The organism is Bartonella sp. 1-1C, assembly GCF_002810325.1.
GTDB classification, from domain to species: domain Bacteria; phylum Pseudomonadota; class Alphaproteobacteria; order Rhizobiales; family Rhizobiaceae; genus Bartonella; species Bartonella rochalimae.
This window is the reverse complement of the sequence record NZ_CP019489.1, coordinates 1,503,486-1,516,989: the sequence shown is the minus strand read 5'-3', so window position 1 is coordinate 1,516,989 and position 13,504 is coordinate 1,503,486. Positions and strand designations below refer to the sequence as shown.

Below are 13,504 nucleotides of genomic sequence, written 5' to 3'. Positions count from 1 at the left end.
TCACTAATTTAAGTTAATAATCTTTTTCATAGAACAAACCAAAACTCGTATTTTCTTCACTTCCTATAGCCCCTTTAGCTTTAAGATGACGTGAAATATCCAAATTAATTGTTCCTTTCGTTGTTCCTTTCGATCCCGCTTCAAAACCCAAGTAAATATTAGAATGGATATAGCGTCCAACACGTAAACCTGTGTTGCCTTTTTTATCAACAACAACATCAAGATCATCAAGACCAATACGAGATCGTAAAGTATTTAATAAAGATGTATTAGAAGCACCAGCAAGCTCAGCAGCTGCTGCTGTAAGTTGAACAATTTGAAATGGTGATAATTCGTTAAGGGAACGATTGAAAATAAAACGCGCTAATATCTCATCCTGTGGCAAAACAGGTTGTGAAGAAAACTGAATATCAAGATTATCAATTGTTCCTCTTACTATTACATTAACATGAATATCACCATTATTATTGTTGGTAATAAAATAAACAGTAGGATTAAGATTACCGTTAAAGCTTACCTGTCCTTTATCGAAATTGAGACGTTGTGAAAGAATATCAAATCTTCCGCGAATCATTTGTAATTCACCAACTGGACGTATACCCTGCAAAGGACCTTTTAAATTAATGCTTCCTCCTAATTCAGCATCGACCCCTCGACCACGCACAAAAAACTTGTTGTGTGCATTAATTTTTACATCCAACCGCACAACAGAAGAAGACTCTTCAGAAACGCTTTGGTTATGACTATAAGTTTTAACATTAGCTCGTTCAAGTGTTTTTTGAATCGGTATGATTAAGTTTTTATGTTTAAGATTTAAAAATGCAGCATTTTTAAAATTATCAGGAATAAGAAGCTCTGCTTTTTCAATTGTGATATCACCACCAATAACAAGATCACGCAAAAAATAACCAGTCACTGTCATTTCGCCTGTTAATGTTGCAAAAATCATAGACCCGTCATTATAATGAGCATGATCAAGTTGAATAACTAGATCAGTCTGTAAATCATTAGAAATGCGACCTGAAGCAGAAAGAGACCCTCCATAAGAGGACGAAGCATAAGCATTCTCTAAAATTATATGATCGCCATTCAGTTTTCCTTCAAACCTTATATTATTCAATTCTAAATTTGTTTGTGTATCTAAAAAATGGCCATTATATACGGAAAAGTGTCCTTTTAATTGTGGCTGAGGCAATACACCACTGATGGTGCTCTCTATTTTTACCATTCCCGCTACATGTGCACCACGTTCAGCTACAAATTGATTCATAAAACTAAGAGGCATCATGCCTCTAACATGCAACTCAACTTTTGAGTTATTCAAAGAAATTTGTCCATTAACAGAAAGATCCAAATCCTTAGAACCCGATGCTATCATATGCTCAATATGAAATGTTGATTTTTTAGAAAAACCACGGATATTCATATTAATCGACTCTGGTCCTTTGTGAGTCATTACTGTCAAATTTTGACTAGAAAGATCAAAATGGGTAGACAAACTCTTCCAATTTCCACCAACATCAACCTTACCAATCACTTCTCCTCCAAGAGGCTCTCCTTTGATAAAACTATTGACCAAATATGCAGGAAAATTTTTTAAATTAACATGTAAATCAAAATTGCTCTTATCTAGAGGGACTTTTCCTTGTGCTTGTACTTGCAATCCATCTCCACTTAGCTCAGCAGATAAAAGAAGAGCTTGATTGACTGTTTTACCCTTAGCAGAAAAAGCAAAAGGCTTTATTTTCTTTTCTTGCAAAGAAGCAATCATTAAATCTTGACCCCTTACATCATAGATTATCTCAGGCTTTGTAAAACTACCATGGACCATAATATCTCCTGTTAAAGTCCCAGCAGCATCAAGATCTGACTTCCAAAGATTCGCTAATGTAGCAGGCACAGCACTCATTTTAAGATGCAAATTAAGAGTATCTTGAATATTGCCTGAAAGCACGATTTCACCCTCATTGACAGAAATTCCCAACTTACTCATCGTTATTCCATTTTTATCAAAGAGGATGGTCACTGGTTTAAGTAATGCTGCATGCAAACCAACTTGTTTCACATCTATAGTTTCAAGCTCCAATTTTTGTTTCACATCTTCAGATAATCCCTCTGTTATAACGCGTCCAGAAAGCTTTGCATCTGTATCATTATGCAGCACTGCTTGAACATTAAAAACGGTTTGTCCATTGTTATTCAAAGCTTGAGCATTCAAATGATTGACCATCATAAAGGGTGTCCGAATATGTTCTGCATTAACAGAACCTTTAAATTGTATTGCACCAAAAGGGTTGAGTATATCAGCTTGTATAGCCAATTTTTTTATTTCATTTTTTGCAAATATTAAATGATTAACATTAGCTTTTAAATTGGCTATTTGTTGGTTATTTCTTTCATCAAAGATAAAATCTCCCTTCACTTTCCCGCTTCCTTTTTGCAAAAATAATGCAGAAAGAGTTGAAATATCATCCGCATCAATATGCAAATTTCCTTTTAAAAAATGTTCAAAAGTTTGAGTAATATCACCGGTTATACGTGCATTACCTCCTTTAATATTGATACCCTGAAGCTTCCAGATATGATCGGCATTGTTAAAAACAGCAGATAGCTGCAATGGCTTCTTAGAAAAAGTCCCTTCTCCTTCTATAAAACCCGTTAAATAGGAGGAAACTGGTGATGTATTATCCATAAGCACATTCATATTGAATATTGTATTTTGAAGTTTTTTACCAACCAAAAAGGCTTCAACAATTTGAGCCTTTGTGCTGATTGTTATAAGACTATTATGTCCTCTAGCAGCGCCTTTAATTGTAGCAGATCCATCCATTCTTGGATCTAACAGAGAAAGATTAGATATTTGAGCAGAAAAATCCATTTCAGCACTTTCTCTGCCAAAATAGCCATCAGCTTTTAAATTGGCAAACTGATTTTTTAAGTGGAAATCATTGACGATTAAACCTATTCTATTCCGCGCAATATCACCTGAAAGAAAAAGTTCTCCCTTTAATAAATGATCAACTGCTGCCCTTCCTATTTTAGCATTGTTAGTTGTGCCTAAAAATTTAAGATCAAAAGTCCCTTTAATTAAATTAAAATTTCCTTTTGCTTTAATATCCGCACCACCAGAAAATGACTGTCCATTCAACAAACCCAAAGGTGCTAATGTTTGTGCTTTTACACCAAGATCTCCTTTAAAAATAAAACGATCCATTTGTCCTTTTAACCAAATAGAAAAATCCTGAGCTTTAACACTAAAATCATGGATTGACATTGGTTTTCCAGAAAGAATATCCGTATCAAGATGTATATAAACTGGTTGATTTAAATCTTCTGCAAAACCATCCTTAATCCTTGTAATTCCCTGAAGCATACCATTAATCTGAATACCTACATGACGAGAAACTAAATTATCAAGATTTTCACTCACCCCCCCCATATCAAAAACAGCATCACGAATATGAATATTGTCATTGCTCAAATGATGTACAGCAAGCCGCCCTTTCCAATTTTGTTGTCCTTTACGGCCATAATCAACTGTTAAAGCAAGATTACCTGCACGTGTTTGTGTCTTTAGCCGTGGTAAGCGAGTTGATGCTTTTTCTTTATCAAAAGCTATTTTGCCATCAACAAAAAGACGTCGTAAAAATCCATCATTCGCTATTTCAGCATTAGCTACAACATCAATTGTATCGCCTTGAATAGTCATATGATTAAGATGCATTGCACCTTCGTTTGTCATCGTTACTTTTGCTTTTAAAGCAAAATTAGATTCAAAGAAACTACGATATTGAGATTGAACAGGCATTAAACGACCAATTGTTCCATCTAAATTTGTTACGAGACTATGACCTTCTGCAGCCTCTACGAGAGTAAAATTTCCCTCCAAAATAGGTTGCTGATTAGCTTTTAAGTTAAGCATAATAACCAAATCATCAAAAGTTCCATTACCTTTAATGGAGAGGTTTAATGCAGGACGCTTTTCAAGCTCAAGAATATTAGCTATAATACCATTTTGTGGTTCATCGGCAATAATATCAATTTTAGCTGTACGATCGTTTTTGGATATTTTTGTTAAGATAGAAAAATAACCTAATTCATTTAAACGTTGAAATTCTATATTAGTATCCAGCTCATCATTACCTAAGGTTAAATGCCCTTTTAATGATACATCAGAAACAAAGCCAAAAATGTCTTTTTCAAAGGTCAGACACTCAACCATCAATGTATTAACAAAAATTGCCATAGACAATTTAGGTATGGAAAACTGATCAGCTTCAAAAAAGGAAATTGAGGATGAATTTTGTGGTTTACGTAAAAATATAATTTTTTCTGCTGAAAGCTGATTAATTTTAACATGTCCTCTTAGTAAAGCTAAACGATTCCAATCGATCTTAGCATTGTTAATTTTAAGCCAAATACCTTTGTTATCACTTATAGTAATTGTATCAATAGACGTCTGTGAAGATAATGCCCCATGGACATTATGCAAACGAATTTGTCGATTAGGTGCGGAAAGTTTACGTTCAATAAAAGAAACAAGCCATGAACGATCATTTTCTATTTCCTCTCCGACGAATGAATTTCCTCTTTGAACAAAGACAAAAGAGATCATCATTAAAAGAGAAAATCCAAATAAAAAAAACCTCAAATACCACATTTTTTTCATTAGAATGCTTGTCCTATACCGACATAAAAACCAACACGAGGATCACTTTTCTCTCGCTTAAAAGGAAAAGCTACATCAAACCGAAAAGGGCCAAAACTAGTCATATAACGACCTCCAATGCCCGCGCCCCATTTCATTTGTTGTGAAAAATTAAAATGCGTTTTTTCCCCTACAAAGCCACCATCAATAAAACTCACAAATCCTATTTTATTATTAAAGGAAAAGCGTAATTCAGCTGACCCTTCAATAAGAGAACGCCCACCAATAATAGTATCATTTTTTGTTTTGATACCAATATTACGATAAGCATATCCTCTAACAGATCCACCGCCACCAGCAAAAAAAAGTGTATCTGAAGGCAATTCAGCTATATTGCCTCCGATAATTGTACCAAGCTTTACGCGTGTTGAAAAAATAAAATGATCTTTTACATCAAACGCCCAATAAGACCGACCTTCTATTGTCATTTTTGTCACAAAATTATCAAAACGCATTTCATAAAGCGGTTCAAGAACTGCTTCACCATACAAACCCTTTGTCGCATTAACTGGATTATTACGACCATCATAAATCAAACCACTCAATAATCCAATTGTGGTGAAATGACGGCTTCCAAAATAATCATCACGAGAATAACCATTAAAAGTAGCTACAGCAACTCGCCCTGATAACTGATCATTAAAAATATGCCTAATCCCCAACTGTCCTTTGAAAGCTTTTGTAGTATAATTATCTAAAACATCTTGTTCTCCTTTCAGTTCTGCTGCAAAATCCGTATCAGGAGTAATGATGCCAGGCTTAATAAATGTCGCTCCCAAAAGATAATTAAAATTTTTCGGATGATAAGACTCTTCTTTTCTACTACCGATATCGCTTATTTTAGTCTCAATTTTAAGGTGCTCTGCATGGCCAAAAAGGTTATTGTGCATCCAATAAGCTTCAAGCCCTACGCCATCTAATGTTGAATAGCTACCACCAATACCAAAACGTCGTGGCTTACGTTCTTCTAAAACAAGTGTAAGTGGTAAATGACCATCAGAGCTAATTGTTTCAGCCTCACGCACAATCACTGCACGAAAAACGTCAAGTCGTGCAAGCCGTTTATTTGCCTTAATCAACGCATCAGGATTATATTGTTGATTTGGTTTTAATCCCGTCATCCATGCAATATAGGCTGAATCTATACGTGGTTTTTGGCTCACATTACGGACATTTAAAGAGCCGTAATAAGCCTTTTTCCCAGGATTAACTGTAATCTGCGCGTCAATAAAGCGTGCTGCATGATCAGCAACAACGTCACGATTCACAATATTAGCTTTAGCATAACCTTGTTGACGCCATCTTTCTATTAACCACCGTTCTGCTTTAAGAATAGTCTCAGATTTTGCAACAGCACCAACTTTATAACCTAAATTTTCCACTGAAAGAATTTCACCTGTTTTATACCTTTCAAGAAAAAAAGCTTTATTGAAATTCGCAACATTAAAAACATATTGTGGTCCAGCATCAATTGTAATGATAATAGTCGAATGAGTTGGTAACTGAGACAAAGGGCTTAAATCAGAAACCTCCAAACCATTAATTTTAATACTAATGATACCACCATAACGGCCATCAGCATAAAGGGCTGCAAGTATTGTCCGATAATTTGAACGGGCCTTAGCTAACAAACCAGATGAATTTGCTACTGCTTTACCTTGATCAGAAACAAGAGAAGATGCAGCTTTAGCTATTTTAATCCCTTCTTGTGGAGCACCTGGTGGAGCAACCACCTCTACGGTATAAGATTTTTCTGTACTATTTACTCCAGATGGAAAAGAAGCTGGCTTTTTTTTTCCAAATAAATGAAAACCAAAAAGCTCAAATGCGAAAACTGATCGTGTAAAAACAAAAATTAGGCATAAGACTATCACTACGCTGTATGCGGCTATTGATTTCAAAGAAATTCTTGTCGGATACATTCCCAAATCAGATACTCTTAATAAACATTTTGATGTTTTTTTCTTATAAATAAAATCAACTAAAAAACGATAAATATTGTTTTCTATTAATTAAGTTCTTCACCCTATTTAATTACATTAAATCATACATTTTTCTTAAAATATGCGATTTCATATTTCTTTTCCGTTTTTCTCCATATTCACAGATTGTGAAGAACTGTGAGATAAAACTAAAATATTATATTTTTATGTTTTTAACACATTCATTTAATCTCTTTTATACTTTATTGAGGCATATATTATTATAGTTAAATTTATACAAATGCTCCTCCATCACAGTGCCCTCAAATCCTGAATATATATCTTCATCAAAAAGCGTGTAGAGGCACTTCTTGATTTTTATACATAGATATGATTGTGTCTTTCAAATAAAAGAAGGGGAAAATAAAATAATGGTCGCACGTGTTACAACGGTTGCTTTTCGTGGTCTAGAAGCAATTCCTGTTGATGTACAGGTTATGATTTCCTCCGGCAAAATAGGAATGGCTATTGTTGGATTAGCCGATAAAGCAGTCGCAGAAAGTCGTGAACGAATACAAGCAGCTCTTCATGCCTGCGGGCTTTCTATGCCAAACAAACGAGTTACCGTTAATCTTGCACCAGCTGATTTGCCCAAAGAAGGTTCACATTATGACCTTCCCATTGCCTTAGGCTTAATGCTCGCTATGAATCTTCTTCCTTCCGATATAGCTCAAAAATATATCATTTTAGGTGAATTATCGCTTGATGGATCTATTAACTCTGTTAATGGTGTTTTACCAACTGCAATGACAGCATTATCGCTTGATAAAGGATTAATTTGCCCTCACAAATGCGGCCCGGAAGCAGCATGGGCGAACGCAGAAATGGATATTCTTGCCCCTGAAAATCTTCTTACGATAATCAACCATTTTAAAGGAATACAAATTCAAAAAAGGCCACAACCACGTCAATATACCACATCAACCGAATTACCAGATCTCTGTGAGATTAAAGGACAACAATCTGCAAAACGAGCATTAGAAGTTTGTGCTGCTGGACGTCATAATCTTCTATTTGTCGGTCCTCCTGGCGCGGGAAAATCTATGCTAGCTCAATGCTTACCTTCTATTTTACCACCTCTTGATAGCCGTGAGCTTTTAGATGTTGCTCTTATTTCTTCTATTACAGGAGAAACAACACATAATGCTATATCACGCCATTGTCCCTTTCGTTCTCCACATCATTCTGCCTCTATGGCTGCAATGATTGGTGGTGGCCTCAAAGGACGGCCAGGAGAAGTATCACTTGCTCATAATGGTGTTTTATTTCTAGATGAATTTCCTGAATTTTCTCCTCAAGTTCTTGATTCTCTTCGTCAACCTTTAGAGAGCGGAGAATGCATTATTGCCCGTGCAAATCATCATATAAGCTATCCCGCTCGTATCCAACTCATCGCTGCAATGAACCCCTGTCGATGCGGTATGGCTGGTGAAAAAGGTCATGTTTGTTCCAAAGGTATACGGTGCCAAATTGATTATCAATCCCGTATTTCTGGCCCTTTACTTGATCGCATTGATTTACGTATCGAAGTCCCTGCTTTAACAGCAATGGATCTCATGCAACAAAAACAGTCAGAAAAAAGCTCTAATGTCGCAAAACGCGTTGCACAAGCGCGTTCTATTCAAGCTAAACGTTTTGCAGCACTCCATCTTCCCCACATCCGAACCAATAGCGACTGTCCTGCAAAAATCATTGAACAAATTGCTATTCCCGATCAAAATGCCGCTACATTACTCCGCGATGTTAGCGAAAAGATGCACCTTTCCGCACGTGCTTATCATCGTATTCTCAAAGTCGCACGCACTATTGCTGATCTTGATCAAGCACAGCATCTTGCACGCCATCACCTTGCAGAAGCTATTTCCTATCGGTTAAACAACGAAAGACTTGTAACTATCACTTAATGAGTTTTAAATTAATAAAAACTAATTGGAAAATAACGTAAATAAAGTTCTGTAAGCTTACCATCACGCTCTAAAGATTTTAGAGCATAATTTAGAATATCAACTAAATGTGCATTCTTTTTTGCAACAGCGATTCGCATGCCTGCTCCTAAAAATTGTGGAGCGATATAAGCTCCTCCAACAAAATGACAACAATCCATTGATTGCGGATCATTTACCCATAAGGACAAAGCCAATCCATCATCAAAAATAAGATCAATTTCATGATCCTGTAATGCTTTATAGAGCATTTTTCTATCATCAAACCCACGCCATTCAGCTTGAGGAAAATAACTATGAAACAGTTTTTCATATGCACTATTAATTAAAAATCCACTCTTTAAATACTCAAGTTTATCGCTTATCCGTTCATTAAGATTTAAAGATTTATCCGATACAAAACGCGCAGGAAAACGCAAATAAGTTCCGGTAAAAGCAAGATATTGGTGCATTTCCGTTGTTTCTTCTAAACTAGCAATCATTGCTTCTGCTTCATCGCTGTTGAGATGATTTACCAATTCTTCCCGAGGCACAACTTCTACTTCACATATTTTTTCAAGTGTTAGTTTTACGCAAATAGCACGTAATAAATCAGCATTATAGCCTGCAAGATGACCTGTTTTATCAAGAAAGTTAAAAGGAGGAAAATCAAATGTTGTAACAAAACGTAAACGCTTTATATTCGCTATATCAGGTTGTATCAAATGTCCGTGCGCATTAAAAAAAGAAGGAAGCCTGCCTCCCACCACAACCTTTATAAAAGGTGAAAAAAAAAGGACTGACGCTATAAATAAAATTCCAATAAAAGAATTTAATATATTGATGAATATATTCATTTTTAAAATCTCCCCCCAATAAATTATTTATAGCTAAACTACTCTTTTTTCTTTGTCACAGTGTTAACAGCTCAACTAAAAAGAGTTGATATTTTAAATAGGTTAAAGTTTTTAATATTCCTCACAATTATTAAAAAATTTAAGAGTTTCTATATATTTTTAGATCTATAATATGGATTTTATAGTGTGCTTTTTGTAGATAAAAATATAAAAAATAATAATTTTTTAGTGTAGAATAAATTTCTATAGAAGTATTGGTTTTATTCCTGTTTTCCTCGTAATGATTGTGACTTTTTTCTATTCTGCAGATATGCAAGAACGATATCTTAAGTTTATAAATACTATAATTCTAGACACAATCACTTCAAAACAGTAAAGTAATAACTTTCCTTCCAAGGAATATAAATCTCATTTAAAGCTATAAAATATAACAAAGTAATCTATCATTTTTAAAATAAGAATCTCTTTTATCATCTATCATCATTTTGTTATAAAGAAGTAATCGCGCAACACATATCGACAAAACATCACCATTTGAATATGAAAAACCTTTATATCTTTCTAGACATGACATATGTTGAATATAGATCTAATATACGGTAAACATCTAATGTTGTTATTCTATAAATAACGGGCTAAAATATTAAGCGCACAAAAAACTGACGAAATATTAAAATTAAATACAGAAATGGATTGACCTATGAGTGATGAAACAACTTCACCAGTGTGTGATGACTATGGTGCATCTTCCATTAAAGTCCTTAAAGGTCTTGATGCTGTGCGCAAACGTCCTGGCATGTATATTGGTGATACCGATGATGGTTCAGGTCTACACCATATGGTTTATGAAGTTGTAGATAACGCTATTGATGAAGCTTTGGCTGGTTACGCTACTCTTGTAAATGTTACACTTCATGCTGATGGATCCTGTTCTGTTCGTGATAATGGACGCGGAATTCCAACAGATATTCATCCAACCGAGGGTATTTCAGCCGCTGAAGTTATCATGACACAACTCCATGCTGGTGGAAAATTTGATCAAAATTCTTACAAAGTTTCCGGAGGATTGCATGGTGTTGGAGTTTCTGTTGTTAATGCACTTTCTGTTTGGCTACGGTTACGCATTAAGCGTAATGGAAAAATTCATGAAATGTCGTTTACACATGGAGTCGCTGATTTCCCATTAAAAATTGTTGATGATTGTGATTCAGAAAGCGGAACAGAAATAACTTTTTTACCAAGTTCTGAAACCTTTACGATGGTTGAATTTGATTTCGAAACTTTAGAGCGTCGTCTACGAGAATTAGCTTTTTTAAATTCGGGTATACACATCATCCTTACAGATCAACGTCATGCTGATGTTCAATCAGTAGAATTGCATTATGAAGGTGGATTAATTGAATTTGTCAAACATATCGATCAATCAAAAAAAGCTCTCATTGATAATCCTATTTATATCACAAACGAAAAAGATGGCATGAGCGTAGATGTTGCTTTATGGTGGAATGATTCCTACCATGAAAAAGTATTGTGTTTTACTAATAACATTCCGCAACGAGATGGAGGAACTCATTTAGCAGGTTTTCGTAGTGCTTTAACGCGTCAAATTAATGGTTATGCAGAATCCTCAGGGATTGCTAAAAAAGAAAAAGTTAATTTAACTGGTGATGATTGTCGTGAAGGCTTAACAGCTATTCTTTCTGTCAAAGTCCCTGATCCAAAATTTTCCTCTCAAACAAAAGATAAATTAGTGTCTTCAGAGGTCCGTCCTATTGTTGAAAATTTGGTAAATGAAGGTCTTTCAGCATGGCTAGAAGAACACCCTAATGAAGCAAAAATCCTTATCAGTAAAGTAGTAGAAGCTGCAGCTGCCCGTGAAGCAGCTCGTAAAGCACGGGAACTCACACGACGTAAAGGAGCCCTTGATATAACTTCTTTACCAGGAAAACTTGCTGATTGTCAGGAACGTGACCCTACAAAATCAGAAATCTTTATTGTCGAGGGAGATTCAGCTGGTGGATCCGCTAAAAGTGGACGTTCACGCCAAAATCAAGCAATTTTGCCCTTGCGTGGTAAAATTCTTAACGTCGAACGAGCACGCTTTGACCGAATGCTTTCATCTGAAATGATCGGAACACTCATCACTGCTCTTGGTACCTCCATCGGGAAAGACGAATTTTCGCCAGATAAGGTACGTTATCATAAAATTATTATTATGACAGATGCGGACGTTGACGGAGCACATATCCGCACCCTACTTCTCACCTTCTTTTTTAGACAAATGCCTGAATTGATTGAACGTGGACATCTGTATATTGCTCAACCACCCCTTTATAAAGTATCCCGTGGTAAATCTTTTCAATATATAAAAAATGAAGCAGCATTCGAAGAATTTTTAATTGATGCGGGATTGGAAGAAACGACATTAGAACTTTCAACAGGTGAGGTTCTTGCTGGCGCTGATTTGCGTAAGCTTGCTGAAGATGCCCGTATGTTACGCCAACTTCTCAATGGTCTTCACACACGCTATGATCGTAATATCGTTGAGCAAGCCGCAATTGCTGGTATTTTTAACTCTGAATCTTTTACAACACCAGAAAAAGCTCAACAAACAGCCGACAATGTGGCAAATCGGTTGGATTTAATTGCTGATGATATGGAACGCGGTTGGACAGGCATCTGTGCACCAGAAGGAGGACTGTATTTTGAGCGTATTTTGCGTGGCGTTAAAGAAGTTATTACACTTGATGCAGGGCTTATAAATTCAGCGGATGCGCGCCAAATTGATCGTATTGCTCAAAATCTCATAGAAGTCTATAGTCCCCCTCCTCTCTTGCATCGCAAGGATAAATCAGAGCGTATCTTTGGACCTATTAGTTTATTAGAAAGTATTTTTAAAAATGGCAAAAAAGGTTTGACTTTACAGCGTTATAAAGGTCTTGGAGAAATGAACGCCGACCAATTGTGGGAAACAACCCTTAATCCTGACGCACGTACCCTTTTACAGGTTAAAATTAATGATGCAACGGATGCAGACTCACTCTTTTCTCGCTTAATGGGTGATGAAGTTGAACCACGGCGATCTTTTATTCAAGATAATGCCTTAAGTGTTGCTAATCTGGATATCTAAAAGCGCTTTTTTATCTTAAGCTGTATATAAACATTATGATTTTATCCGTTGTTTTTTCGTATTTGAGCATTTTTTCCACATGTTGTTTACGATAAAAGAAAAATAAGAAAGGTCATGTATTATGGCGGCGGAAACAGAACGCGTAGGAATTGAAGGAGGTATGGAACATTTTTTTGGTTTCAAAAAAGTTGATGAAATGCAAAAACAATCTATGGTTGATAATGTATTTCATTCTGTTGCTGAAAACTACGACAAAATGAATGATATCTTATCTCTTGGACTCCATCGTATATGGAAAAATTCTATGGTGGCGTGGCTATCTCCCCCTGCTATTTCTAACTGGAAAGCTCTTGATGTAGCCGGTGGTACTGGCGACATTGCTTTTCGTATTCTCAACGCCTCACGCAAAAAAGCTCATGTTACAGTCCTTGATATTAATGACTCAATGCTAAACGTTGGTAAAAAACGTGCACAAAAAAATAACCTTGCCTCCCTTATTGACTTTATTGAAGCCAATGCAGAACTTTTGCCTTTCGAAGATCAAAGTTTTGATGCTTATACTATTGCCTTTGGAATTCGTAATATACCACATATTGACAAAGCTCTTAAAGAAGCTTTTCGTGTTTTAAAACCAGGTGGACGTTTTTTGTGCTTAGAATTTTCAAATGTTGAAATGCCTCTACTTGATAAAATTTATGACCTTTGGTCTTTCCATGCTATTCCCAAACTGGGTCAATTCATTGCAGGTGATCATGATGCATATCATTATTTGATTGAATCGATTCGTAAATTTCCTAAACAAAATGACTTTGCCCATATCATCAAAAGCGCAGGCTTTTCCTCGGTATCATATCGCACTCTTACAGGTGCTATTGCAACACTATATTCAGGTTGGAAAATTTAAA

6 protein-coding genes are annotated in these 13,504 nt (G+C 35.7%); 3 read left to right on the top strand and 3 right to left on the bottom strand.

Going from position 1 to position 13,504, the window contains the following annotated elements:
* Nucleotides 1-13 precede the first annotated feature (13 nt).
* A complete protein-coding gene (locus B11cv2_RS06720; protein ID WP_100693856.1) occupies nt 14-4,669 on the bottom strand; it encodes a translocation/assembly module TamB domain-containing protein in 4,656 nt (1,551 codons plus the stop codon).
* Nucleotides 4,669-6,630, bottom strand: a complete 1,962-nt coding sequence (locus tag B11cv2_RS06715) for an autotransporter assembly complex family protein (RefSeq protein WP_100693855.1) — start codon at nt 6,628-6,630, stop codon at nt 4,669-4,671. Before B11cv2_RS06715 ends, B11cv2_RS06720 begins: the two co-directional genes overlap by 1 nt.
* Before the next feature lie 431 nt (nt 6,631-7,061).
* On the opposite strand from B11cv2_RS06715, the gene B11cv2_RS06710 reads away from it, so the two are divergent.
* Entirely contained in the window at nt 7,062-8,594 is a 1,533-nt protein-coding gene (locus B11cv2_RS06710; protein WP_100693854.1) for a YifB family Mg chelatase-like AAA ATPase, read from the top strand.
* 11 nt (nt 8,595-8,605) lie between these two features.
* Here B11cv2_RS06710 and B11cv2_RS06705 read toward each other — a convergent pair whose 3' ends face one another.
* Nucleotides 8,606-9,469 carry a transporter substrate-binding domain-containing protein gene (locus tag B11cv2_RS06705; RefSeq protein WP_100693853.1) on the bottom strand — a complete coding sequence of 288 codons (864 nt, stop codon included), beginning with the start codon at nt 9,467-9,469 and terminating at the stop codon, nt 8,606-8,608.
* Nucleotides 9,470-10,169: 700 nt separating this feature from the next.
* Here B11cv2_RS06705 and gyrB point away from each other — a divergent pair.
* Both gyrB and ubiE read left to right on the top strand, forming a co-directional pair.
* Nucleotides 10,170-12,599 carry a DNA topoisomerase (ATP-hydrolyzing) subunit B gene (gene gyrB, locus B11cv2_RS06700; RefSeq protein ID WP_100693852.1) on the top strand — a complete coding sequence of 810 codons (2,430 nt, stop codon included), beginning with the start codon at nt 10,170-10,172 and terminating at the stop codon, nt 12,597-12,599.
* Nucleotides 12,600-12,720: 121 nt separating this feature from the next.
* The gene (ubiE, locus tag B11cv2_RS06695; RefSeq protein WP_100693851.1) at nt 12,721-13,503 is read left to right on the top strand and encodes a bifunctional demethylmenaquinone methyltransferase/2-methoxy-6-polyprenyl-1,4-benzoquinol methylase UbiE; all 783 of its coding nucleotides are present in this window, start codon (nt 12,721-12,723) and stop codon (nt 13,501-13,503) included.
* Nucleotide 13,504 lies beyond the last annotated feature (1 nt).